Below are 23,537 nucleotides of genomic sequence, written 5' to 3' on the forward strand. Positions count from 1 at the left end.
GCTGGGAGCGGTCGCCCCGGGAGCGGGCCCGCGGCCGCGTCAGGAGGCCCGGACGACGCCCGCCACGCCCCTCGCGTCAGTCGCGGAACCGTCGGGGGCGCCTCGCCGACACCCGGTCGAGCCAGTGCCGCACGCTCGGCAGCAGGACGACGAAGGACAGCACGACCACCACCACGCCGAACCCGATGCCGACCGGGAGCGGAACGGGCGAACCCGTCCCCGCGCCGTCCTGGTACAGGGGCGACGGGGTCGACGTCGGCAGGGCGGCGAGCACCACCGCGAGGGGCGTCACGGGGCCGTGGCGGGCTCGCGGTCCGCGCCGGAGCCGGTCCGGGCCTCCTGCGGGTCGGCCGCGTCGCGCTCGGCGGTCGTCGTGATCCGCCGCAGCATGCCCGAGAAGATGACGCCGTGGAACGGCAGGATCGCCAGCCAGTACAGGCGGCCGCCGAGCCCGGTCGGGAAGAAGACCGCACGCTGCCGGTAGTGCGAGCCCCCGCCGTCCCGCGGCTCGACCGTCATCTCGAGCCAGGCGCCACCGGGCACCTTCATCTCGGCGCGCAGGCGCAGGAGGCGGCCCCGCTCGATCGCCTCGACCCGCCACCAGTCGAGGGCGTCGCCCGTGTGCAGGGTGGTCGCGCTGCGGCGACCGCGCGCGAGGCCGACGCCGCCCACGAGGCGGTCCATCCAGCCGCGGACCGACCAGGCCAGCGGGAAGGAGTACCAGCCGTTCTCGCCGCCTATGGACTCGACGACCTTCCAGAGCTCCGCGGGCGGGGCGCTCGTGTCGGTCTCGCGGTCGTCGGTGTAGACGGTGTGCCCCGACCAGTCGGGGTCGCTCGGCAGCAGGTCGCTCGGGGCGCCGAAGACGCTCGCGTCCTGCCAGCTCGTCTCGACCTGCCCGTCGCGCTCGCGCTGCAGGGCGAGCCGCACGGCCGCGCGGTAGCCCAGCAGCCCGTCCGCGGGGGCGGGGACGTACGCGTCGAGGTCGTGCTCCTTCGTGACGCAGTCGTACTGCAGCGACGCGATGATCGGCACGGCGAGGGCACGCGGGATCGGCGTGACGAGGTTGACCCACTGCGACGCGAGCCACGGGGTGAACACCGGCAGCGAGGCGATGGGGCGCTGCTTGAGGCCCGCCTCGAGCGCGTAGCCGTTCATCATCTGGCCGTAGCGCAGCACGTCGGGCCCGCCGATGTCGAAGGTGCGGTTGACGTCGTCGGGCAGGTCGGCGGCACCGAGCAGGTAGTGCAGCACGTCACGGACCGCGATGGGCTGGATCCGGTTGCGCACCCACTTCGGCGCCGGCATGTACGGCAGCACGTCGGTGAGGTGGCGGATCATCTCGAACGACGCCGAGCCCGAGCCGATCACGACGCCCGCCTGCAGCGCCGCGGTGGGGACGCCGCTCGCGAGGAGGATCTCCCCCACCTGCTTGCGCGAGGCCAGGTGCTTCGACAGGTCGTCGCCCTCGGGGTGCAGCCCGCCCAGGTAGACGATGCGGGAGACGCCGGAGGCGGCGGCGGCGTCCGCCACGCTGCGGGCGGCCCGCGCCTCCGCGTCGGCGAAGTCGCCCTGCCCGCCCATCGCGTGGGCGAGGTAGTAGACGACGTCGACGCCCTCGGTCGCCCGCGCCACGGCGTCGGCGTCGGTGAGGTCGCCCTGCACCACCTCGACGTCGGCGGCCCAGGGGACGTCGCGGAGCTTCTCGGGCGAGCGCACGAAGACGCGCACGTCGGCGCCGGCCTCGACGAGCCTCGGGGCGAGGCGGCCGCCGATGTAGCCGGTGGCGCCCGTGACGAGGACGCGACGGCGGCGCACCGCCTCGTGCGGCTCGGAGCTGACGGCGGCGTCGGGGGTGCTGGTCATCGGCCCAAGCTACGCTGGGAGGCACCATGACCACTCAGCAGCTGCCCACCGTCGAGGCCATCGCCGGCATGATCGACCACGCCATCCTCAAGCCCGAGCTCACGCGCGCCGAGGTCGACGCCCAGCTCGACGTCGCCGCCGAGCAGCACGTCTTCAGCGTCTGCGTGCGCCCCTCCGACGTCGCCCACGCCGTCGCCCGCCTCGAGGGCACGGGCGTGCTGGTCGGGACCGTCATCGGGTTCCCGCACGGCACCACGTCCACCGAGGCCAAGGTCGCCGAGTCCCGCCAGGCGATCGCCGACGGGGCCGCCGAGCTCGACATGGTCCTCAACATCGGCCGTCTCCGCAGCGGGCTCGTCGACGACGTCGAGGCCGACGTGCGCGCGGTCGTCGAGGCCGCGGGCGACGTGCTCGTCAAGGTGATCCTCGAGACGGCCTTCCTCACCGACGACGAGATCGTCGCCGGGTCCCGGGCCTCCGAGCGCGCCGGCGCACGCTTCGTCAAGACGTCGACCGGCTTCGCCGGTGGCGGCGCCACCCTCCCCCACCTCCGCCTCATGCGCGACGCCGTGTCGGACTCCGTCGAGGTCAAGGCCTCGGGCGGCGTGCGCGGCCTCGACACGATCCTCGAGATGCTCGACCTCGGCGTGACCCGCTTCGGCACCTCGGGCAGCGCCACGATCCTCGCCGACCTCGCCCACCGTCACGAGACCGGTGCCGCGTCGGGCGCCGGCGACGACACGACGTCCTACTGAGGCCGGCACCGGTGGCACGCTCCCGCGCCGCCAGGGCGCTCGACGTCACCGTGGGCGCGGTGGGCGTCCTCGTCTCGCTCCTCGTCGGCTGGGCCTGCGTCCTGCTCACGAGCCTGCTCGAGGACGTCACGCTCACCGTCGCGGGCACGATCGTCATCGTCCTCGTGACGGTGGTCGGCCTCGCGATGTTCCTCCGGCGCGTGACGGCGCACCGCCGTGCTTGGTGGTGGCCGTGGGCGGCCTGTGTCGCGTCGCTCGCGACGTTCTACGTCGCGGCGGCGATCACGGCGGTGAGACTGGGCTGACGGGCTCGCGACGAGGGCGGCGTCAGGCGCCGAGGACCGCCCGGATGTCGTCGACGTCGCGGCCGATCTGCGCGACGAGCGACTCGAGCCCGTCGAAGGCGACGTTGCCGCGGACCCAGTCGACGAACGACACCGTGATCTCCTGACCGTAGAGGTCGAGGTCGACGTCGAGCAGGTGCGCCTCGACCTGCTTCGCCGGCACCCCCTCGAAGGTCGGGTTGTGGCCGACCGAGACGGCCGCCGGGTAGAGCCGGTCGCCGACGAGCACGCGCGCGGCGTAGACGCCGTCGGCGGGGATGAACCCCTCGCTGCGCGGGTCGAGGTTCGCGGTCGGGAACCCGAGCTCGCGTCCCCGCTGCTCGCCGCGCACGACGACGCCGCGGACGGCGGGCTCTCGGCCGAGCAGCTGGGCGGCCTCGCGCACGCGCCCGCCGTCGAGCAGCTCGCGGATCCAGGTCGACGAGGCGCGACGGTCGCCACCGGGCCGCACGTCGTCGATGGAGACGACCTCGAAGCCGCGCGACGGTCCGAGCTCGCGGAGGGTGTCGACCGTGCCGCTGCCGCGCACGCCGAAGCGGAAGTCGTCGCCGACGAAGACGACCCGGGCCGCGAGGGCGCCGACGAGCACCCGGTCGACGAACTCCTCGGGCGTCCAGGAGCGCAGCTCGTCGTCGAAGCGGAGCAGCAGGGTCGCGGCGAGCCCGGCAGCCTCGAGCAGCTCGCGCTTCTGGCGGTTGCTGACCAGGGCCGGCGGCACGGACTCCGGCCGCACGACCGCGAGCGGGTGCCGGTCGAAGGTGACGACGGTCGAGACGAGACCGTCGACCGCGGCGCGCTCCTCGAGCAGGTCGACGACCGCGCGATGGCCCACGTGCACCCCGTCGAACTTGCCGATGGTCACCGCGCTCGGCCCGAACCCCGTGGGCACGGCCTCGAGGCCCTCGAACCAGCGCATCACGCGTCGGCGCCGGGTCGGGTGCCCGCCTGCTCGGCGGTGCCGTCACCTGGTGCGGGCGCCACGGCCTCCTGCCGCGTGCGCCGCAGCCAGAGCAGGCCGAGGACGGGCAGCACGAGCGGCACGAAGCCGTAGCCACGCCCGAAGGCGCTCCAGACCGTGTCGTGCGGGAAGAGCTCGGGGTCGAGCACCGTGACGAGGCCGACGACGAGCACCCCCACGAGCTCGAAGGCGATGGTCGCCCAGGCGACGGCCTGCCAGGTGCGGCCCGGCAGCACGAGCGCCAGCGTGGCGACGACGTAGACCACGGCCGCGAGGGCGCTCAGCCCGTACGCCAGCGGGGCCTCGTCGAACTGCGTGGCGATCTGGAACACGCTGCGCCCGGTCGCCGCGAGGGCGAGGATCGCGTACACGGCGACGAGGACGCGTCCCAGGCCGGAGGCGCGACGGGACTTCTGAGCAGGCATCCCCACCAGGATATGCTCCCGCGCCTCCTGCGGCCGCACCGGCCCGGGGCTCACGCGAGCTGCACGGTCCAGATCTGGAACATGCGGTAGACCATGACCGCGACGGCGAAGAGCGCGGCGGCGATGACGACGTTGCTCCAGCGCGTGCGGTCGACGAGGGCCCAGACGACGGCGAGCGGCGGCAGGAGGATCGCCGAGACGAGGTAGATCCAGAACTCGAGCAGGTTGCCGGTCGGCGCGTTGCCGACGAACGGCGCCACCACGGCGACGACGGCCTGCACGACCAGCAGCACGAGCACGACGGCGGCGGCCCCCACCGTCCGGTCGTCGGGCAGGCGGCGGGCGAGGCCCGAGATTAGGCAGAAGAGACCGGCCACGGTCGCCACGACGACCTGCGCCCAGGTGAACCACTCGATCACGGTGCCACCTCGTCGGTCGGGAAGTTCACGATGGGCTTGGCCGCTCCCCCGCGCACGGCCACCAGGCCGGCGAGCCGCCCGTCGGGCGTGAGCGCGGCGACGGGCCCCTCGTCGTCGTCGCGCCCCGTGGCGACGCGCTTGCCGTGCGAGAGGTCGACGGCCTGCGCCGCGTCCATCTGCCAGGTCGGGAAGAGCCCGGCCGCGACCTCGGCCGGCGACAGCAGGGCCGCGGCGGGGTCGAGGTCGTCGAGGCCGGAGGCGCGGGCCACCTCGAACGGGCCGACGCGCGTCCGGCGCAGGGCCGTGAGGTGCCCGCCCACGCCGAGGGCGGCGCCGAGGTCGCGGGCCAGTGCTCGGACGTAGGTGCCGGAGGTGCAGGCGACCCGCACGTCGAGGTCGAGCACGGGGACGCCGTCGACCTCGGACCGGCGTCGCGCGAGGACCGTGAACTTCCCCACGGTCACGCGGCGCGAGGCCAGCTCGACCTCGACGCCCTCGCGGGCCAGGTCGTAGGCACGTCGCCCGTCGACCTTGATGGCGCTCACGGTCGTCGGCACCTGGTCGATCTCGCCCGTGAGCGCGGCGACGCCCCGGTCGACCGCGTCGTCGGTGACGTCGCCCGCCGGGCGGACCTCGAGCACGTCGCCGTCGGCGTCGTCGGAGCTCGTCGTCACGCCGAGGCGCACGGTCGCCTCGTAGCCCTTGTCGAGCCCGACGAGGAAGGTCAGGAGGCGCGTGGACGAGTTCACGCCCACGACCAGCAGCCCCGTGGCCATCGGGTCGAGCGTGCCGGCGTGCCCCACCTTGCGCGTGCCCGCGGCACGTCGCACCCGGGCGACGACGTCGTGGCTGGTCAGGCCCTGCGGCTTGTCGACGAGCAGGATGCCGCTGTTCTTCACCCTGGAACGGTACCAGCGCGCGCCGACGCCCCCGGTGCGCCGCCGCGGGTCCCGGAGCGTCCGCCGCCCCTCGTCAGCAGGCGTCGTCGAAGACGCGGCGCGGGTGCGCGGGGTCCGAGGCGTCGACGATGATCGTCGCCCGCGCCCGCAGCGCGCCGCCGCGGGACTCCCCCGCCGCTGCGAGCCACAGCGACGCGTGCCAGGCGCCGCGCAGGGCGTCCGCGTTCAGCTCCGCCCCGTCGACCACGAGGATCGCGTCCGCCGGACCGGTCACCCAGCTGGCCTCGACGGCGCGATCGGCGTCCGCGTCCCACGCGGCCGGCTGCCACCCGGTGCTGCCGCCCAGGCGGAACGGCTCCACGAGCACGCGGCGCAGCAGCGACTCGTCGAGCCCGCCGCCCTCGGCACGGGGCCGCGCGAAGTCCGCGGTGCTCGCCCGGTACGCCGCGTGACCCTGCTCGCGCAGCGCCTCGGCGAGCTCGTCCGCGAAGCCCGCCGTCGGCGTCCCCGGCGCGGCGTCCACCGCCACGAGCACGCGCCCACGGCCGTAGTTGTGCAGGAGCTCGGTCGCCAGCTCGCGCAGGACGTCGCGCTTCTCGGGTGCCCACCGTGTCGTCATGCGGCCAGCGTAGGCCGCCCCGGGTCGCGGGGCGCGCCTCCTGCGTTCGCCTACGGTGGACGGGTGACGATCGCCGAGCCCCTCGCCGCCTGGTACCGCGAGCACGGCCGCGACCTGCCGTGGCGGCACGAGGGGTTCCCCGCCTGGGGCACGCTCGTGAGCGAGATCATGCTGCAGCAGACGCCGGTCGTGCGCGTCGTCCCCCGGCTCGCCGAGTGGCTCGACCGTTGGCCCACGCCCGCCGCCCTCGCGGCCTCCCCCGCCTCCGAGGCCGTGCGCGCCTGGGACCGCCTCGGCTACCCGCGCCGCGCCCTGCGCCTGCACGCCGCGGCCGTCGCCATCACCGAGCGGCACGGTGGCGTCGTGCCCGACGACGTCGATGCGCTGCTCGCCCTGCCCGGCATCGGCGACTACACCGCCCGGGCCGTCGCCGTCTTCGCCTACGGGCACCGCCACCCCGTCGTCGACACCAACGTGCGCCGCGTGCTCGCCCGCGCCGTCGAGGGGCTCGCCGAGCCGTGGTCGCCGGCCGCGCGGCGCGACCTGCCGCTCATGGAGGCGCAGCTGCCCGCCGACCGCGACGAGGCCGCCGTGGTGAGCGCCGCCACCATGGAGCTCGGCGCCCTCGTCTGCACCGCCCGCTCCCCCCGCTGCGACGAGTGCCCGCTCGTCGACCGCTGCGCCTGGGTGCTCGCCGGTCGACCGGCGCACGACGGGCCCAGGAGGCGCGTGCAGGCCCGCTACGAGGGTTCCGACCGGCAGGTCCGCGGCCGGATCCTCGCGGAGCTGCGTGCCAGCGACGTGCCCGTCACCACCGCCGAGCTCGAGGCGACGTGGCCCGAGCCCGTGCAGCGCGAGAGAGCCCTCGCCGGCCTCGTCGCCGACGGTCTCGTCGGCGGCTCGACCGACGAGGGCTGGTCCCTCGCCGACTGACCGCTCGGGTCAGCGGGCCGTGGCGTCGTCCGCGTCGCCGGACGGGGCGGGAGCCTCGGGCGCCGCGACCTCGGTCTCGTCGTCGTCGGGCTCGTCGTCCTCGAGGGAGCGCGGCTTCACGTACGGGTCCTCGTCGCCGGCGTACTCGGCCGTGGCGGCGGTGGCCTGGCTCTCCTGGTCGCGCTGGCGGGCCTCCTGCAGGAGCGCCTCGATCGAGGCGGCGTTCTCGGGCAGGGCGTCGAGGATGAACTCGAGGCTCGGGGTGAGCCGCGCCGTGATGTTCTTGCCGACCTCGCTGCGGAGCATGCCCGTCGCGCTGGCGAGCGCCGCCGCCGTGTCGGCGCGCTCCTCGTCGGTGCCGTAGACCGTGTAGAAGATCGAGGCGTGCTGCAGGTCGCCGGTGACGCGCACGTCGGTGATCGTCAGGAACCCGAGGCGAGGGTCGCGGATGCCGCGGTCGAGGCGCCTCGCCACGATCTCCTTGATGCGGTCGGCCATCTTGCGGGCGCGCTGCGGATCGGCCATGGTGCTGCTCCTTCTCGTGGGCGCCTCTCCGGCGCGGGGTGCTCTCGACGAGCCTAGGACGGACGAGGCCCCGCCCGACGGGGTCGGAGCGGGGCCTCGGTGGTGCTGGTGGTGCTGGTGGTGCTGGTGGTGCTGGTGGTGCTGGTGGTGCTGACTACCTGATCAGCCGCGGGGCTTCTCGACCATCTCGATGGTCTCGATCTCGTCGCCGATCTGGATGTCGTTGAACTTGCCCAGGCCGATGCCGGCCTCGAAGTCCGTGCGGACCTCGGTGACGTCGTCCTTGAAGCGGCGCAGCGACTCGATGCCGAGGTTGTCGCCGACCACGACGCCGTCGCGGATGACGCGGGCTCGGGCGTTGCGGGTGATCGTGCCCGAACGGACCACGACACCGGCGATGTTGCCGAACTTCGAGGAGCGGAACACCTCGCGGATCTCGGCGACACCGGACTGCTTCTCCTCGAACTCGGGCTTGAGCATGCCCGTGAGCGAGTTCTCGATGTCCTCCAGTGCTGCGTAGATGACCGAGTAGAAGCGGATGTCCACGCCCTCGCGAGCGGCGCGCTCGCGCGCCTTCGTGTCGGGGCGGACGTTGAACCCGATGATGATCGCGTTGTCGACCGTGGCGAGGTTGACGTCGCTCTCGGTGACGGCGCCGACGCCGCGGTGGATGATCCGCAGCTGCACGCTGTCGTCGACCTCGATCTTGAGGAGCGACTCCTCCAGTGCCTCGACGGCACCGGACACGTCGCCCTTGATGATGAGGTTGAGCGCCTCGACCTTGCCCTCTTCGAGCGCACGGGTGAAGTCCTCGAGCGAGATGCGCTTGCGGGCCTTGGCCAGCGAGGCGTTGCGCTCGACGGCCTCGCGCTTCTCGGCGATCTGACGCGCCGTGCGGTCCTCCTCGGTGACGAGGAAGGTGTCGCCGGCCCGGGGGACGCTCGACAGGCCCTGCACGAGGACGGGACGCGACGGGTACGCCTCCTCGACGACCTCGCCGTTCTCGTCCATCATCGCGCGGACGCGGCCGTACGCCGTCCCGGCGACGATCGCGTCACCGACGCGCAGCGTACCGGACTGGATGAGCACGGTCGCGACCGCACCGCGGCCCTTGTCGAGGCGGGCCTCGATGGCGACGCCTCGTGCCGACTTCTCGGGGTTCGCCCGGAGGTCGAGGCCGGCGTCGGCCGTGAGGAGCACCGCTTCGAGGAGCGCGTCGATGTTCTTGTCGTCGCGGGCCGACACGTCGACGAACATGACGTCTCCGCCGTACTCCTCGGCGACGAGGCCGTACTCGGTGAGCTGCTGGCGCACCTTGGCGGGGTTGGCCCCCTCCTTGTCGATCTTGTTGACCGCGACCACGATCGGCACGTTGGCCGCCTGGGCGTGGTTCAGGGCCTCGACCGTCTGCGGCATGATGCCGTCGTCGGCCGCGACCACGAGGATCGCGATGTCGGTCACCTGCGCACCACGGGCACGCATGGCGGTGAACGCCTCGTGGCCCGGGGTGTCGATGAAGGTGATGGCGCGCTCGACGCCCTCGTGCGGTGCCCACACCTGGTACGCACCGATGTGCTGCGTGATGCCACCGGCCTCGCCGGCGACGACGTTGGCCTTGCGGATCGCGTCGAGCAGGCGGGTCTTTCCGTGGTCGACGTGGCCCATGACCGTGACGACCGGAGGACGGATCTGCAGGACGGACTCGTCCTCGTCCTCGAGCTCCTGTGCGAGGTCGATGTCGAAGCCCTCGAGGAGCTCCTTGTCCTCGTCCTCGGGCGAGACGACCTGGATGTCGTAGCCCAGCTCCTCGCCGAGCACCTGGAAGGTCGCGTCGTCGAGGGACTCCGTGGCCGTCGCCATCTCACCGAGGTGGAACAGCACGGTCACGAGGTTGCCGGGGCTGGCGTCGATCTTGTCGGCGAAGTCGCTGATGGACGCGCCGCGACGCAGGCGGACGACCGTCTTGCCGTCGCCGCGGGGGACGCTGACGCCACCCAGCGACGGGGCCGACCGCATCTCGAACTCGGCCCTCTTCGTCCGCTTCGACTTGCGTGCCTTGCTCTTGCCGCCACCGCGGCCGAAGGCGCCGGCCGTGCCACCACCGGGGCCACGGCCACGACCGCCGCCACCGGCGGGGCGAGGACCACCGAAACCGGGGCGGAAGCCGCCACCGGCACCGGGCGCGCCGCCGCCACCGGGACGACCGGCACCCGCGGGGCGCTGGCCGAAGCCGTTGGGACGGGGGGACGCACCCACGCCGGGGCGAGGAGCGCCGGGACGCGGGGCACCAGGGCGAGGAGCGCCGGGACGGGGAGCACCCGGGCGCGGTGCGCCGGGACGCGGCGCCATCGGACGCGGACCCGCGGCACCGGCCGTGCCGCCGGGACGCGGCGGGGCCGAACCGGGACGGCCCATGCCCTGGTTGCTGGCGAAGGGGTTGTTGCCGGGGCGGGGGGCGCCCGGACGGGGACCACCGGGCTTCGGCGCGGACGCGCCGGGCGTGGTGGGTGCCTCGGGGGCGTCGGTCTCGCCCTTGGCGGCCGCGGCGCGCTGCGCCTCGGCCTGGGCCTGGCGCTCGGCGACGGTCAGCGGGGGTGCCGGGGGCAGGGCGACGTCGCCGTCGACCTCCGCCTCACGGGCGGCGGGGGCGTCCTGCTGCACGGGGGCAGCGGGCGGCGCGGGAGCCGGCGTCGGGGCGGCCGGACGCGGGGCGCCGGGCTTGGGGGCCGACGAGCTCGCGGCACCGGGCCGGGCGGCGGGGGCCTTCGCAGGAGCCTTCTGGGCTCCTCCGGCGGGGAACGCCGCACGCAGCTTGCGTGCGACGGGGGGCTCGATGCTGGAGGACGGTCCCTTGACGAACTCGCCCATCTCCTTCAGCTTCTCGAGCGCGGTCTTGCTGTCGATCCCCAGCTCGCTGGCGATCTCGTGTACGCGTGGTTTAGCCACAGTTCTCCTGTCTCGGGCCCCTTCCCCGAGCGGGAGGGGGCCTTCAGTCCTGGACGGGTCTCATTTCGAGCCGCTCATCATTCGTCCATTAGCCGTTCAGCCATTTCTGTCGTGGTCTGGTCCGGAGATGACACCGGTCCGACCGAGGGGCGTGCCCCGGAGTCCGTCGCGACGAGGTGCGTGAAGTGCTCACGCACCGCGCTCACGTCGGGTTCGGAGTCGAGGCGCAGCGCGCGCCGGAAGGCCCTGCGCTTCACCGCCGACTCGAACGCCTCCATCGTCGGCGTCAACCACGCACCCCGCCCGGGGAGCGACCTGGTCTCGTCGACCACCAGTCGCCCGTCTCGGGCGACGACCCGCACGAGTGCGGATCGCGGAGCGCGCGTTCGAGTGCCGATGCACGTTCTGACGGGTTCCACTCTACCCCCTCGCTGCCGGGACGCGGGGACGCCGGGAGCGAACGGCGACGCGCGTCGCGCATCTCCGCTCCCGGCGCCCCCGCGGGGCGCCGTGCCTAGTCGTCCTCGAGGATCGAATCGGGCTGGATGGGTCATCCGAGCTACCGGGCCGCCGACGCTGGCGCGTCGTCGACCCGGCGCGCGGATCGACATCCAGGCTCAATCCTCGAGGATCGAGTCGGGCTGGATGTCGATCCGCGCGCCCGTGAGCTTCGCGGCGAGGCGGGCGTTCTGGCCCTCCTTGCCGATCGCGAGCGACAGCTGGTAGTCGGGCACGAGCGCGCGCACGGCCTTCGTCGCCTTGTCGATGACGAACGACGAGGACACCTTGGCCGGCGAGAGCGCGCTGGCCACGAACGTGGGCAGGTCGGCCGAGTAGTCGACGATGTCGATCTTCTCGTCGTCGAGCTCGTTCGTGACGGCGCGGACGCGCTGGCCCATCTCGCCGATGCAGGCGCCCTTGGCGTTGACGCCGGCCTCGGTGGCACGGACGGCCATCTTGGTGCGGTGGCCGGCCTCGCGGGCGATGGACACGATCTCGACGACGCCCGCCGCGATCTCGGGCACCTCGAGGGCGAAGAGCTTGCGGACGAGCGAGGGGTGCGTGCGCGACACCGTGATCTGCGGGCCCTTGGTGCCCTTGCTCACGCCCGTGACGTAGACGCGGATGCGGCGCCCGTGGTCGTAGCGCTCGCCCGGCACCTGCTCCTCCGGGGGCAGGATCGCCTCGACGGTGCCGAGGTCGACGTGCACCATGCGCGGGTTGGGGCCCTGCTGGATCACGCCCGCGACGATGTCGCCCTCGCGGCCCTTGAACTGACCGAGGACCTTGTCGTCGCCGAGGTCGCGCAGCCGTTGGTTGATGACCTGCTTCGCGGCGAAGGCCGCGACGCGGCCGAAGTCGCTGGGGTCGTCGACCTCCTCGCCGACGACCTCGCCCTCGTCGTCGCGCTCGATCGACCAGACGGTCACGTGACCAGTCTTGCGGTCGAGCTCGACGCGGGCGGCGGGGCGGTCGCGGCTCTCGGGCTCGTCGGTGTGCTTCAGGTAGGCCGTGAGGATGGCCTGTTCGATGATCCGGACGAGCTCGTCGAAGGGGATCTCACGCTCGCGCTCCATGAGGCGCAGCACGCTCAGGTCGATGTCCACTGAGGGCCTCCACTGTTCAGGTCTGCAGGCTGCACGCACGGTGGCGCGCACAGCATCCCCCCACGGTACCCGAGCGCGGGGCCGCCGACGGACCGGCGAGCTCGTCGGCCGGTCCGTCGGTGGCGCAGGAGGCGCGGGTCAGGCCGTGCCGGAGAGGCGCGCGACGACCTCGGTCGCGGGCACCGGCGTGCGCTCCCCCGTGCGGCGGTCCCAGAGCTCGACGACGCCGTCGCCGGCGGAGCGGCCGACCACGACGATGCGCGGGACGCCGAGCAGCTCGGCGTCGCCGAACTTGACGCCCGGCGAGACCTTGGGGCGGTCGTCGTAGAGCACGTCGAAGCGCGCGCGCTCGAGCTCGTCGGTGAGCCGCTCGGCCACCTCGAAGACGACCGGGTCCTTGCCGGTCGCGACCACGTGGACGTCGAAGGGCGCGACGGCCTCCGGCCAGACCAGCCCCTTCTCGTCGGCGGTCGCCTCGGCGATGACGGCGAGCACGCGCGTGATGCCGACGCCGTACGACCCCATGGTGACGGTCACCTGCTTGCCGTTCTCGTCGAGCACCTTGAGCCCGAGCGCCTCGGCGTACTTGCGGCCGAGCTGGAACACGTGCCCGATCTCCATGCCGCGCGCGGTCTCGATGGGGCCGGAGCCGTCGGGCGCCGGGTCCCCCTCGCGCACCTGTGCGACCTCGACGACGCCGTCGTGCTCGAAGTCTCGACCGGCCACCAGGCCCGCGACGTGCACGCCCTGGATGTTCGCGCCCGTGACCCACGAGCTGCCGTCGACGACGCGGGGGTCGACGACGTACCGGACGCCGGCTCCCCAGCCCGCGCCCCCTGGGCCGATGTAGCCCTTGACCAGGCCGGGCGTGCGGGCGAAGTCGGCGTCGCCCGCCGCCTCGACCTCGGCCGGGGCGAAGGCGACCTCGAGGCGCTTCAGGTCGACGTCGCGGTCGCCGGGCAGGCCGACTACGACGAGCTCGCGCGTGCCGTCGAGGTGCGTGAGCGCGACGACGACGTTCTTGAGGGTGTCGGCGGCCGTCCAGTCGCGTCCGTCGGCGCGGGGGTGCGACTCCTGCAGCTGGGCCACGAGCGAGTCGATCGTCGGGGTGTCGGCCTTGCCGAGCATCACGGCAGGGGGCTGGCCCTCGGTCGGCAGCGACGCCGGCACGGTCGTCGTGTAGGCCTCGACGTTCGCGGCGTACCCGCCCGCCGAGCGCACGAAGGTGTCCTCGCCGACCTCGGTCGGGTGCAGGAACTCCTCGCTGCGCGAGCCTCCCATGGCGCCCGCGTCGGCCTGGACGATGACGTAGTCGAGGCCGAGCCGCGTGAAGATGCGCTCGTAGGCGTCGCGTTGGGCCTGGTAGCTGCGGTCGAGGCCCTCGTCGGCGACGTCGAACGAGTAGGCGTCCTTCATGGTGAACTCGCGCCCGCGGAGGAGGCCGGCACGGGGGCGGGCCTCGTCGCGGTACTTGTCCTGGATCTGGAAGAGCGTGAGGGGGAGGTCCTTGTACGACGAGAAGAGGTCCTTCACGAGCAGCGTGAACGCCTCCTCGTGCGTCGGGGCCAGCAGGTAGTCGGCGCCCTTGCGGTCCTTCAGGCGGAACATGCCCTCGCCGTACTCGGTCCAGCGGCCGGTCGCCTCGTAGGGCTCGCGGGGCAGGAGCGCGGGGAGGTGGACCTCCTGCGCGCCCGCGGCGGTCATCTCCTCGCGGACGATCGCCTCGATGCGGGCCTTCACGCGGAGGCCCAGCGGCAGCCAGGCGAACACGCCCGGTGCCTGGCGGCGCACGTAGCCGGCGCGGACGAGCAGGCGGTGGCTCGTCACCTCCGCGTCGGAGGGGTCTTCTCGGAGGGTGCGGACGAAGAGCTGGGACAGGCGCGTGGACACCCGACCAGCTTAGGGGCGTCGACGGGACGCCCGGCGGGGACGCGGCCTCCCGGTCACCACGGGCGTCCGTCGTAGTCGTCGGGGTCGCGCTCGGCGTCACGGCGACGGTCCTGCTCCTGCTGCTGCTCGCGCTGGCTCTCCTCGCCCTGCTCGCGCAGCTGGTCGAGCGGGTCCTGGCCGCCCGAGCCGCCGTCGCCCTCGCCCTCCTCCGGGGAGCCCTCGTCGCCCTCCTGGTCGCCGCCGCCGCCGTCCTGGGGGTCGCCCTGGTCGCCCTCGGCCTGCTCGCCCTTCTCGTCGAGGCGCTCGCGCGCGTCGTCGAGGGGCTGCTGCGTGTCGGGCTCCTGCGGCGACTCAGGGGGCTCGAAGCACCCCTCGGGAGCCTCCTCGACGACCTGCAGCCCCTGCTCGTAGAGCGCCTGCGCGTCCGCGAAGCGGAGGTCGAGCACGGCCGCGTCGCCCTGCGCCTCGATGGTGAGCACGAGGTCGACGCGGACGACGCACGAGACCCGGTCGTCGTCGGGCGCGAGGTCGAGGGCGCGGGTGAACTCCTGGCGGGCGACCTCGAGCACGCCGACCTGCGCGTACGCGGTGCCCCGGTCGAAGTGGTGCACCCAGGGCTCGACGACGTTGAGGACCCCCAGCGGGGCGGTCAGGCTCGCCGCCCGCTCGAACGCGCGGTCGGAGTAGGCCCACTGCGACAGGGCCGCGAAGAGCGGGAGGCTGAGCAGCTTGACCGCGACGAGCAGGACGACGAGCACGGCGGGCGCGCTCCAGCCCCACAGCCGACGACGGAGGCCGCGTCGGTAGGCGGCCACCTCGGCCTCGGTGGCCGGCGGACGCTCGTCGCGACCGGCCACGGGCGTCGTGGTCGTGCCGGTCACGGGCGACCACCCCGCTCCGGGCGCCGCGCGGGGCCCGTCGACCGGACGTCGCCGAGCGCCCGCGCCACGAGGGCCAGGTCGACGAGCACCAGCAGGAACAGCGGGACCGCCGCGATCCAGTAGAGGTCGGTGAGGCTCTCGGCGCTGCCCTCGTCGGAGGTGACGCGACCCGCGCGGGCGTCCTCGAGCACCGGCCCCACGTCGCTGTCCGCCGTGCGGTGCACGTAGGGCACCCCGAGCTGCGAGGCGAGGCGGCGCAGGGCCTCCTCGTCGAGGCGCGACACCGCCTCGGGCGAGCCTGGCTGCGTGCGGTCCTCGATGTAGCCGAGGTCGGAGTACTCGTCACCGTAGCCGTCGAACTCGCGCATGCGCCCGCCCTCCTCCGTGCCGTAGCCGAGCACCGCTCCCCCGTCGACGTCGCCCGCCAGGTCGGCGAACGACCCGGGCTCCTCGTCGAGGGTCTGCTCGCCGTCTCCCAGGTAGAGGACCACCGTCGCCCGCGCGGGGTCGGCCTCGCGCGCGGCGTCCAGCTGCTCCTCGAGGAGGTCGTGCGCGACGGTGATGCTGCTGCCCGACGAGTACGTCGTGACCTCCTGCCGCAGCACGGTCGCCGCCGTGACCACGGCCGAGGCGTCGTCCGTGAGCGGCGACCGCAGCACCGCCGAGCTGTCGAACGAGATCAGGGCGAAGCGGGCACCGGCCAGCTGCTCCGTCACCGTCTCGACGTCGGCCCGGACCCCCTCGAGGCGGGGGCGGCCGTCGCCCCAGTCCTCCGCCGCGATGCTCGAGGTCGTGTCCACGACGAAGAAGACGTCCAGCTTCGCGACGGAGGCCTGCGCGGTCCCGCCCGGCAGGCTGGGGCGCGCCGCGACGACCAGCAGCAGGACCACGACCACGAGCCTCCTGAGCCAGGTGAGGAGCGCACGGCGGTCGCCGCGCTCGGCGACGACGCGCCACGCGACGAAGCCGACGAGCAGGACGCCGACGGCCACGAACGCCCACGTCGGCAGCACGGGCCGGAGGAGCAGGGCGGCGGTCACAGCCGGAACCTCCAGAGCAGCACGAGCGCCGCGCCCAGCGCCAGCAGGGCCACGATCGTCGCGGCCTGCGGGGCGTCCGTGACGACCAGTCGGCGCGTGCCGTCGAACAGGCCCGCCTCCCGGGCGTCGATCTGGGCGACGATCCCCGGCACGGCGTCGGACGCGTCGGCGGCGTAGTAGGCGCCGTCCGTCGACTCGACGGCGGCCCGCAGCTCGGCAGCGACCTCGTCGGCGGCGCCCTCGGTGCCGTGGTCGGCGGGGTTGATCGCGTAGACGCGCACCCCCCGGTCGGTCGCGAGCCCGGCGGCCTCGTCGAGCCCGAGCAGCGCGGCTCCGTTCACGTAGTTGTCGGTCGCGAGCACGATCGAGCGAGGCCGCGTCGAGGCGTCACCGCCGTCGAAGGCGAGCACGCAGGAGGCCAGGCCGTCTCCGATCAGCGAGGCCCCGTCGCCCAGGTCGGTGCCGGTCCAGAACCGCCGGCCGTCCTCGCCGGAGGAGTCGAACGAGTCGCGGTACTCGAGCAGGCGCTCCTGCACGAAGTCGTAGTCGGCGGTGAGCGGGAAGGCCTGCACCGCCGAGCTGTCGAACAGGGTGAGGCCGATGCGCTCGCCGTCGAGGCCCTCCACGAGCGACGAGAAGGTCTCGACGATCTCGGAGTCGACCTCGGTCATCGAGCCCGACACGTCCAGGCAGAGCACGACGTCGCGCTTGCTCGACTCGGGCTGCACCACGTCGACGGTCGACGGTCGCGCCGTGAGGACCGCCGCCGAGCCGGCCAGGAGCCCGAGCGCGACGACCGCGCCCACGAGCGCGGCGCGATAGCGGCGGACGAGCCGCTGGTACGTCGGCAGGGCCGTGAGCCGCTCGCTGTGCGCCACGGGCACGCCGGACCGCCGGAGGCGCGCGCGGCTCCGGCGCCGCCACGTCACGTACGCCGCGGCCGCGGCCAGCACGACCAGCGCCGCGATCGGCAGGCTCCACCACCAGGTCAGCGCCACGAGCGCACCACCTGCCGCGCCGTGGCGATCGCCTGCCCGGGGTCGCCCGGGTGCCCGGGCCGGAAGGCTGGCGGGTACCACTGCTCGACCGCGCCGGACAACTGCGGCAGCCGGGCCTCGCGGAGGTCCTCGAGGGTCATGACGTGCGCGTCGACGCCGGCGAGCTCGTGCGCGTGGAAGCGCACGAGCAGGCTCAGGCGCGCGTGCACGGCCCGATCGCCGAGCCGGCCGTCGCGCCAGGCCCGCTCGACCTCGTCGAGGAGCCGCTCGTAGCGCGCCTGCACCTCGACCGGGTCGACCGGGCGCTCGCGCGAGCGGTCCCGCTCGGCCGGCGGCAGGCGCCGTGCCGTGAACCGGTGCACCCAGACGTACCAGCCGACCACGAGCGCCAGCGCGAGCAGCCCGAGCACGAGCCAGAGCACCCAGAGCGGGTACTGCCACGGGCCGAAGAAGCCGTCATCGTCGAGCACGGCGGTGCTCCTCCAAGAGGGCGAACAGGCCGGGGACGACCTCGTCGCGCGACACGAGCCGCCGACTGCTGATGCCGAGGCCCTCGAGCACGCGGGCCGTGTCGCCGCGCCGCGCCTCGGTCGTGCGGTCGAACTCGCCGCGCAGCGCGGCCTGCTCGCGCAGCCAGGCGGGCAGCGTCGCCAGCTCGCGCACGTCGTACACCTCGGCGGCGTGGCCGGAGCGCGTCATGAGGTCGGCGTCGCCGATGGTGAGCCACACGACCTCGTGCTGGGCGCGCAGCCGCCGGAGCAGCCGCACGGCGTCGTCGTCGAGCGTCACGTCGTCGGTGACGACGAGCAGCGTGCACCGCCCGCGCACGCCGCGCGCGACCCACCGCAGCAGCCCCGGCAGGTCGCTGTGCGGCGCGTCGAGCGTGGTGCGCGCGTCGATCTGGCGCAGCAGCAGCTCGAGGTGCCGCTCGGTCGCGCCCGCGGGGTGGGCGCGTGCACCGTCGGCGTCACCCGCGACGAGCGACACGACGTCGCCGTGCTTCGCGGCGATGTAGCCGAGCGCGCCCGCGGCGAGCACGGCGATGTCGCGCTTGACCTCGCCGCTGGTCGCGGTGGCCGCCATGTCGCGCCCGGTGTCGACGACCAGCACGAGGTGCTGGCGGCGGCTCGCGACGTAGCGCTTGACGAGCGGCTGGCCGTGCCGGGCCGTGGCCTTCCAGTCGATGTCGCGCACCTCGTCGCCGGGGACGTACGCGCGGAGGTCGTCGAAGTCGTGGCTGCGACCGTGGTGCACGGAGGCGTAGCCGCCCTCGAGCAGGTCGACGACGCGGCGGTGCGCCGCGAGCGACAGCTTCGACTTGACGCGCAGCAGGAGGCTCGGCACGGGCGTCAGGGCGTCGGCACCGCGGCGAAGACCGCGTCGACGATCGTCTCGGGCGCGACGTCGTCGGCCTGGGCCTCGTAGCCCAGCACGACGCGGTGCCGGAGCACGCCGTGCCGCAGGTGCTTGACGTCCTCCGGGATCACGTAGTCGCGCCCGTGCAGCAGGGCGAGCGCCCGGGCGGCCTGCACGAAGGCGATGCTCGCGCGCGGGCTCGCCCCGAACTCGACGTACTCGGCGAGGGACGCCGGGAGGTACTGCTGCGGGTGCCGCGTGACGTAGGCCAGCTGCACCACGTAGGAGACGATCGACGGGTCGACGTAGACACGGCGGGCGACCTGCTGCAGCTGGCGCACGTCGTCGAGGGTCGCCACCGGACCGGGCACGGTCGCGGTGGGATCGGTCGTGCCGCCCAGGACGCCCGCGTCGAGACGGCGGATCACCTCGGCCTCCTCGGCGGGCGTCGGGTAGTCGAGCACCTCCTTCAGCAGGAAGCGGTCCAGCTGCGCCTCGGGCAGCTGGTAGGTGCCCTCCTGCTCGATGGGGTTCTGCGTCGCGAGCACCAGGAACGGGTCGGGCAGCCGGTGGACCGTGCCGCCGATGGTGGTCTGGCGTTCCTGCATCGCCTCGAGCATGGCGCTCTGCGTCTTGGCGCTCGAACGGTTGATCTCGTCGAGCAGCACGAAGTTCGCGTGCACCGGGCCGAGCTGGGTGACGAACGTCGACTGCTGGGCGTCGTAGACCTGCGTGCCCGTGATGTCGCTCGGCAGGAGGTCGGGCGTGCACTGGACGCGGCGGAACGACGCGTCGATCGAGCGCGCCAGCGCCTGGGCGGCCGTGGTCTTGGCGAGGCCGGGCACGCTCTCGAGCAGCACGTGGCCGCCCGTGAGCAGGGCCACGAGGAGCGAGTCGCGCAGCCCCGTCTGACCGACGACCGTGCGCGAGAAGGCGTCGGCGACGCGGCCCACGACCTGCCCGGCGTGGGCGAGCTCGTCGGGCGTGACGGGTGCCGGCCCGGCCGACGCGGGACCGCTGCCACCGGGGGCGGGCGGCGAGGACGAGGTCGTCGTGTCGGTCACCCGCCCCACTGTAGGGCAGTCCCCCGTCGTCACCGCCGGAGCGCTCGCCTCGCCAGGGCGTTGCCCAGGAACTGCACGAGCTGCACCAGGACGATGATCAGCAGGACCGCGCCCCACGTCACGACGGGGTCGAACTGGCGGTAGCCGTAGAGCAGCGCGAAGCTGCCGAGACCGCCTCCGCCCACGTAGCCGGCGACCGCCGACATGTCGACGATGGCGACGAACACGAACGTGTAGCCGAGCAGCAGCGGTCCCAGCGCCTCGGGCAGGATCACGGTCCCGATGATGCGCAGCGGTCCGGCCCCGGCCGCGCGCGCCGCCTCGATGACGCCCGGCTGCACCGTGAGCAGGTTCTGCTCGACGATGCGCGAGATCGCGAAGCTGGCCGCGAGCGACAGCGTGAAGATGATCGCCGGGTTCCCGCTGCCGCTGCCGATCACGGCGCGCGCCAGGGGCTGCGCCGCGGCCAGGAAGATGATGAACGGGATCGGCCGGAACACGTTCACCACGACGTTGAGCACGCCCGCGACGACGCGGTTGGCGAAGAGGCCGCCCCCGCGGGTCAGGTAGAGGGCCAGCCCCAGGACGAGCCCGCCCGCCCCGCCGAAGAGGAGCGTGAGGGCGACGATGTAGACGGTCTCGAGGGCCGCCTGCCAGAGCTGCGGCTGCAGTGCCAGGAGGTTCTCCACGTCACGCCACCTCCAGCTCGGTCGCGGCCTCGCCCAGCTCGGCCAGCGCGGCGCGGACCGCCGCGTCGCCGCCGGTGACCGCCAGGGTCAGGGTGCCGAACGTGCGCCCCTGGATCTCGTTGACGCCGCCGTAGACGATCTCGAAACCGAGCCCGTGGCGGCCCAGGACCGCGAAGACGTCGCGCTGCTCCACGCCACCCTCCGAGAGGCGCACGGCGACGAGCACGCCGGCGTGGCGCGCGGCCAGCGCCGAGCGCTCCGCGCCCTCGGGGGTGCCGGCGATGACGGTCGACACGAAGCGCTTCGTCGACTCCTCGCGCGGCGCCGAGAACACGTCGAAGGTCGGTCCGATCTCGACGACGCGCCCGCGGTCCATGACCGCCACCCGGTCGGCGATCGACTTGATGACGTCCATCTCGTGCGTGATGACGACGACCGTGACGCCCAGCTCGGCGTTGACCCGCCGGAGCAGGGCCAGGACCTCCTGCGTGGTCTCGGGGTCGAGGGCACTGGTCGCCTCGTCGGCGAGCAGGAGGCGCGGGTCGGTCGCGAGCGCCCGCGCGATCCCCACGCGCTGCTTCTGACCGCCGGACAGCTGGTCGGGGTAGGCGTGCGCCTTGTCGCCCAGGCCCACGAAGTGCAGCAGGTCGCTGATGCGCCGCTGGTGCTCCGACCGTGGCACGCCCGCCGCGCGGAGCGGGAACTCCACGTTGCCCCAGACGGTCTTCGACGAGAACAGGTTGAACTGCTGGAAGATCATGCCGATGCCGGCTCGCAGCCGGCGCAGCTCGCGCTCGGGCAGGCCCGTGATGTCGCGGCCGTCGAGCTCGATGCTGCCGCTCGTGGCGAGCTCGAGCGCGTTGACGAGCCGCACGAGCGTGCTCTTGCCGGCGCCCGAGTAGCCGATGATCCCGAAGATCTCGCCCCCGGCGACGTCGAGGGAGACCCGGTCGACCGCCGTGAGCGGCTCCCCGCCCTTCTCACGCGGCGGGTAGGCCTTGACGACGTCCGTGAGCCGGACCGCCGTGCCGCGCGCGGTGGCGACGGCGGTCAACCCTTCTGCTCCACGAGCTCCTTCGTCTCGTCGAGCGACCGGCGGAGCTCCTCGGCCGGGACCTCGACGGTGACGGCGGTGCCGCCGGAGTTCTCGACGACGCCGTCCTGCACGGCGCGCGTCGACTGGTAGATCTCGACGAGCCGCGCGTAGGTCTCGTCGTCCGCGTCGTCGGCGCGGGCCGCGAAGACGTTGACGTAGGGCGTCGAGGCCGGGTCGGACGGGTCGTCCTGGGCGACGACGTCGTCGGCCGAGAGGCCGGCCTTCGTCGCGAACTCGTTGTTGATGATCGCGCCGGCGTAGTCGGGCAGCGACGTGGCCGCCAGGTCGGCCTTGACGGTCGCGACCTGGACCTTCGAGGCGTCCTGGTCGATGTCCGCGATGCCCGAGAAGATGTCGCCGCCGCCCTCGAGCTCGATGAGGCCGTTCGACTGCAGCACGAGCAGGGCCCGCGCCAGGTTGCTGGTGTCGTCGGGGACGGCGACGGTGTCGCCCTCCTGGAAGTCCTCCACCGAGTCGTAGCGTTCGGAGTAGAGCGGCAGCGGGTAGATCGCCGTCGAGCCGACGGGCACGAGGTCGGAGCCCGAGGCCACGTCGTACTGGGCGAGGTAGACGATGTGCTGGAACTGGTTGAGGTCGAGCTCGCCGTCGCTGAGGGCGGGGTTCGGCTGCTCGTAGTCGCTGTAGTCGACGAGCTCGACGTCGATGCCCTCGTCGGCGGCGGCCGAGACGAAGTCCGCCCAGTACGGGTCGCTCTTGCCGACCACGCCCACCCGGACCACGTCGTCGCCGCCGCGCGAGGCCACGGCGACGCCGATGCCGACCGCGGCCAGGACGACGGCGATCGCGATGACGATCGCCACGAGGCGACCGGTGCGCCTCTTCGGCGCCTCGATGAGGGGGGCAGGACTCGACATGGGTGTTCCTCTCGGCGGTGCTGGGGGGAGGCACCGGGACGCTCGGGGCCCGCACGGTGCAGCGTCCATGGTGCCCGGTCCGCGCGCCGCCGGCACGTCGGGTCGTCACACGACGACACACGCGCAGGAGGCGCGGTGCGGGTCGCCCCCGCACCGCGCCTCCGGTGGATGTCGCTCGACGCCTAGGGCGTCAGGACCTGCACGGTGCCGGTCTCGCTCGCGGGCATCTCGGCCGCGAGGCGGTTGGCCTCGTCGATGAGGGTCTGCACGATCTCGGCCTCGGGGACGGTCTTGATGACCTCGCCCTTGACGAAGATCTGGCCCTTGCCGTTGCCGGACGCGACGCCCAGGTCGGCCTCCCGGGCCTCGCCGGGACCGTTGACGACGCAGCCCATGACGGCGACGCGCAGGGGCACGGTCATGCCCTCGAGCCCGTCGGTGACGTCGTTCGCGAGCTTGTAGACGTCGACCTGCGCGCGGCCGCAGCTCGGGCAGCTGACGATCTCGAGCTTGCGCTCGCGCAGGTTGAGCGACTGCAGGATCTGCAGGCCGACCTTGACCTCTTGCGCCGGAGGGGCGCTGAGGCTGACGCGGATCGTGTCGCCGATGCCCTCCCCCAGCAGGAGGCCGAAGGCCGTGGCCGACTTGATGGTGCCCTGGAACTCCGGGCCGGCCTCGGTGACGCCGAGGTGCAGGGGCCAGTCGCCGCGCTCGGCGAGCTGGCGGTAGGCCTTGACCATGACGATCGGGTCGTTGTGCTTCACGGAGATCTTGAAGTCGTGGAAGTCGTGCTCCTCGAAGAGCGAGGCCTCCCACACGGCCGACTCCACCAGCGCCTCGGGCGTCGCCTTGCCGTACTTCTGCAGCAGGCTCGGCTCGAGCGACCCGGCGTTGACGCCGATGCGGATGGACACGCCCGCCGCCTTGGCCGCGGCCGCGATCTTGCCGACCTGGTCGTCGAACTTGCGGATGTTGCCGGGGTTCACGCGGACCGCCGCGCAGCCGGCGTCGATCGCCTGGAACACGTAGTTCGGCTGGAAGTGGATGTCGGCGATGACCGGGATCTGGCTCTTCTTCGCGATGATCGGCAGCGCCTCGGCATCGTCGCGGCTCGGCACCGCGACGCGCACGATGTCGCAGCCGGAGGCCGTGAGCTCGGCGATCTGCTGGAGGGTCGCGTTGATGTTCGGCGTCGGCGTCGTCGTCATGGACTGGACGCTCACGGGGGCGTCACCGCCCACGAGGACCTTGCCGACCTTGATCTGTCGGGACTTGCGTCGAGGCGCCAGGACCTCGGGGACCTTGGGCATACCTAGATTCACTGCGGGCACCCGCTCATCGTAAGCCCGCGC

General features: G+C 73.6%; 25 protein-coding genes. 3 read left to right on the forward strand and 22 right to left on the reverse strand.

Annotation, left to right across the window (positions count from 1 at the left end; genetic code table 11):
* Positions 1–76 precede the first annotated feature (76 nt).
* Complete coding sequence (locus ACYVHQ_RS04730) at positions 77–292, reverse strand: hypothetical protein (protein ID WP_460510983.1); 216 nt, start codon at positions 290–292, stop codon at positions 77–79.
* Positions 289–1,866 carry an SDR family oxidoreductase gene (locus tag ACYVHQ_RS04735; protein WP_460510984.1) on the reverse strand — a complete coding sequence of 526 codons (1,578 nt, stop codon included), beginning with the start codon at positions 1,864–1,866 and terminating at the stop codon, positions 289–291. The genes ACYVHQ_RS04730 and ACYVHQ_RS04735 overlap by 4 nt, the downstream gene beginning before the upstream one ends.
* 26 nt (positions 1,867–1,892) lie before the next feature.
* Here ACYVHQ_RS04735 and deoC point away from each other — a divergent pair, with 26 nt between their 5' ends.
* Positions 1,893–2,621, forward strand: coding sequence for a deoxyribose-phosphate aldolase (gene deoC, locus ACYVHQ_RS04740; RefSeq protein WP_460510985.1), 729 nt, complete (start codon positions 1,893–1,895; stop codon positions 2,619–2,621).
* Between the two features lie 11 nt (positions 2,622–2,632).
* Positions 2,633–2,926 (forward strand): hypothetical protein, encoded by a 294-nt coding sequence (locus tag ACYVHQ_RS04745; RefSeq protein ID WP_460510986.1) that lies wholly within the window; start codon positions 2,633–2,635, stop codon positions 2,924–2,926.
* 22 nt (positions 2,927–2,948) lie between these two features.
* Here the strand turns inward: ACYVHQ_RS04745 and ACYVHQ_RS04750 are convergent, their stop codons facing one another.
* From ACYVHQ_RS04750 to ACYVHQ_RS04770, 5 genes are all read right to left on the reverse strand, one after another.
* Entirely contained in the window at positions 2,949–3,881 is a 933-nt protein-coding gene (locus ACYVHQ_RS04750) for a bifunctional riboflavin kinase/FAD synthetase (protein WP_460510987.1), read from the reverse strand.
* The gene (locus tag ACYVHQ_RS04755) at positions 3,881–4,348 is read right to left on the reverse strand and encodes a hypothetical protein (protein ID WP_460510988.1); all 468 of its coding nucleotides are present in this window, start codon (positions 4,346–4,348) and stop codon (positions 3,881–3,883) included. Before ACYVHQ_RS04755 ends, ACYVHQ_RS04750 begins: the two co-directional genes overlap by 1 nt.
* 50 nt (positions 4,349–4,398) lie before the next feature.
* Complete coding sequence (locus tag ACYVHQ_RS04760; RefSeq protein ID WP_460510989.1) at positions 4,399–4,767, reverse strand: hypothetical protein; 369 nt, start codon at positions 4,765–4,767, stop codon at positions 4,399–4,401.
* A complete protein-coding gene (gene truB / locus ACYVHQ_RS04765; protein ID WP_460510990.1) occupies positions 4,764–5,666 on the reverse strand; it encodes a tRNA pseudouridine(55) synthase TruB in 903 nt (300 codons plus the stop codon). The genes ACYVHQ_RS04760 and truB overlap by 4 nt, the downstream gene beginning before the upstream one ends.
* Positions 5,667–5,739: 73 nt before the next feature.
* On the reverse strand, positions 5,740–6,285 hold the full coding sequence (locus tag ACYVHQ_RS04770; protein WP_460510991.1) for a nucleoside/nucleotide kinase family protein: 546 nt from the start codon (positions 6,283–6,285) through the stop codon (positions 5,740–5,742).
* Between the two features lie 69 nt (positions 6,286–6,354).
* Here ACYVHQ_RS04770 and ACYVHQ_RS04775 point away from each other — a divergent pair, with 69 nt between their 5' ends.
* Positions 6,355–7,218, forward strand: a complete 864-nt coding sequence (locus ACYVHQ_RS04775; RefSeq protein WP_460511245.1) for an HhH-GPD family protein — start codon at positions 6,355–6,357, stop codon at positions 7,216–7,218.
* 9 nt (positions 7,219–7,227) lie between these two features.
* On the opposite strand, the gene rbfA is transcribed toward ACYVHQ_RS04775, so the two are convergent.
* From rbfA to ispG, 15 genes are all read right to left on the reverse strand, one after another.
* Positions 7,228–7,743, reverse strand: a complete 516-nt coding sequence (gene rbfA / locus ACYVHQ_RS04780) for a 30S ribosome-binding factor RbfA (protein WP_460510992.1) — start codon at positions 7,741–7,743, stop codon at positions 7,228–7,230.
* A gap of 162 nt (positions 7,744–7,905) precedes the next feature.
* Positions 7,906–10,689, reverse strand: coding sequence for a translation initiation factor IF-2 (infB, locus tag ACYVHQ_RS04785; RefSeq protein WP_460510993.1), 2,784 nt, complete (start codon positions 10,687–10,689; stop codon positions 7,906–7,908).
* A 77-nt stretch (positions 10,690–10,766) separates the two neighbouring features.
* Positions 10,767–11,300, reverse strand: a complete 534-nt coding sequence (locus tag ACYVHQ_RS04790; RefSeq protein ID WP_460510994.1) for a YlxR family protein — start codon at positions 11,298–11,300, stop codon at positions 10,767–10,769.
* Between the two features lie 6 nt (positions 11,301–11,306).
* Positions 11,307–12,296, reverse strand: coding sequence for a transcription termination factor NusA (nusA, locus tag ACYVHQ_RS04795; RefSeq protein WP_460510995.1), 990 nt, complete (start codon positions 12,294–12,296; stop codon positions 11,307–11,309).
* Positions 12,297–12,434: 138 nt separating this feature from the next.
* Positions 12,435–14,186, reverse strand: coding sequence for a proline--tRNA ligase (locus ACYVHQ_RS04800; protein WP_460510996.1), 1,752 nt, complete (start codon positions 14,184–14,186; stop codon positions 12,435–12,437).
* 53 nt (positions 14,187–14,239) lie between these two features.
* On the reverse strand, positions 14,240–15,067 hold the full coding sequence (locus tag ACYVHQ_RS04805; RefSeq protein ID WP_460510997.1) for a hypothetical protein: 828 nt from the start codon (positions 15,065–15,067) through the stop codon (positions 14,240–14,242).
* A complete protein-coding gene (locus ACYVHQ_RS04810; RefSeq protein ID WP_460510998.1) occupies positions 15,064–16,107 on the reverse strand; it encodes a vWA domain-containing protein in 1,044 nt (347 codons plus the stop codon). The genes ACYVHQ_RS04805 and ACYVHQ_RS04810 overlap by 4 nt, the downstream gene beginning before the upstream one ends.
* Complete coding sequence (locus ACYVHQ_RS04815) at positions 16,104–17,105, reverse strand: VWA domain-containing protein (protein ID WP_460510999.1); 1,002 nt, start codon at positions 17,103–17,105, stop codon at positions 16,104–16,106. The genes ACYVHQ_RS04810 and ACYVHQ_RS04815 overlap by 4 nt, the downstream gene beginning before the upstream one ends.
* The gene (locus ACYVHQ_RS04820; RefSeq protein ID WP_460511000.1) at positions 17,096–17,575 is read right to left on the reverse strand and encodes a hypothetical protein; all 480 of its coding nucleotides are present in this window, start codon (positions 17,573–17,575) and stop codon (positions 17,096–17,098) included. The genes ACYVHQ_RS04815 and ACYVHQ_RS04820 overlap by 10 nt, the downstream gene beginning before the upstream one ends.
* Complete coding sequence (locus tag ACYVHQ_RS04825; protein WP_460511001.1) at positions 17,562–18,449, reverse strand: DUF58 domain-containing protein; 888 nt, start codon at positions 18,447–18,449, stop codon at positions 17,562–17,564. Before ACYVHQ_RS04825 ends, ACYVHQ_RS04820 begins: the two co-directional genes overlap by 14 nt.
* A gap of 5 nt (positions 18,450–18,454) precedes the next feature.
* Entirely contained in the window at positions 18,455–19,525 is a 1,071-nt protein-coding gene (locus ACYVHQ_RS04830; protein ID WP_460511002.1) for an AAA family ATPase, read from the reverse strand.
* A gap of 29 nt (positions 19,526–19,554) precedes the next feature.
* Positions 19,555–20,214 (reverse strand): methionine ABC transporter permease, encoded by a 660-nt coding sequence (locus ACYVHQ_RS04835; RefSeq protein WP_460511003.1) that lies wholly within the window; start codon positions 20,212–20,214, stop codon positions 19,555–19,557.
* Between the two features lies 1 nt (position 20,215).
* Positions 20,216–21,268 (reverse strand): methionine ABC transporter ATP-binding protein, encoded by a 1,053-nt coding sequence (locus ACYVHQ_RS04840; protein ID WP_460511004.1) that lies wholly within the window; start codon positions 21,266–21,268, stop codon positions 20,216–20,218.
* Positions 21,265–22,185, reverse strand: coding sequence for a MetQ/NlpA family ABC transporter substrate-binding protein (locus ACYVHQ_RS04845; protein WP_460511005.1), 921 nt, complete (start codon positions 22,183–22,185; stop codon positions 21,265–21,267). Before ACYVHQ_RS04845 ends, ACYVHQ_RS04840 begins: the two co-directional genes overlap by 4 nt.
* A gap of 182 nt (positions 22,186–22,367) precedes the next feature.
* Entirely contained in the window at positions 22,368–23,516 is a 1,149-nt protein-coding gene (gene ispG / locus ACYVHQ_RS04850; RefSeq protein ID WP_460511006.1) for a flavodoxin-dependent (E)-4-hydroxy-3-methylbut-2-enyl-diphosphate synthase, read from the reverse strand.
* Positions 23,517–23,537: the final 21 nt, after the last annotated feature.

Source organism: Frigoribacterium salinisoli, from assembly GCF_054781095.1.

What these genes read in the sequence shown, in the direction of transcription:
- ACYVHQ_RS04735 (WP_460510984.1), bottom strand. Translation starts at nt 1,866, where the DNA reads ATGACCAGCACCCCCGACGCCGCCGTCAGCTCCGAGCCGCACGAGGCG.
- deoC (WP_460510985.1), top strand. Translation starts at nt 1,893, where the DNA reads ATGACCACTCAGCAGCTGCCCACCGTCGAGGCCATCGCCGGCATGATC.
- ACYVHQ_RS04750 (WP_460510987.1), bottom strand. Translation starts at nt 3,881, where the DNA reads ATGCGCTGGTTCGAGGGCCTCGAGGCCGTGCCCACGGGGTTCGGGCCG.
- ACYVHQ_RS04755 (WP_460510988.1), bottom strand. Translation starts at nt 4,348, where the DNA reads ATGCCTGCTCAGAAGTCCCGTCGCGCCTCCGGCCTGGGACGCGTCCTC.
- ACYVHQ_RS04770 (WP_460510991.1), bottom strand. Translation starts at nt 6,285, where the DNA reads ATGACGACACGGTGGGCACCCGAGAAGCGCGACGTCCTGCGCGAGCTG.
- rbfA (WP_460510992.1), bottom strand. Translation starts at nt 7,743, where the DNA reads ATGGCCGATCCGCAGCGCGCCCGCAAGATGGCCGACCGCATCAAGGAG.
- ACYVHQ_RS04790 (WP_460510994.1), bottom strand. Translation starts at nt 11,300, where the DNA reads ATGTCGATCCGCGCGCCGGGTCGACGACGCGCCAGCGTCGGCGGCCCG.
- ACYVHQ_RS04845 (WP_460511005.1), bottom strand. Translation starts at nt 22,185, where the DNA reads ATGTCGAGTCCTGCCCCCCTCATCGAGGCGCCGAAGAGGCGCACCGGT.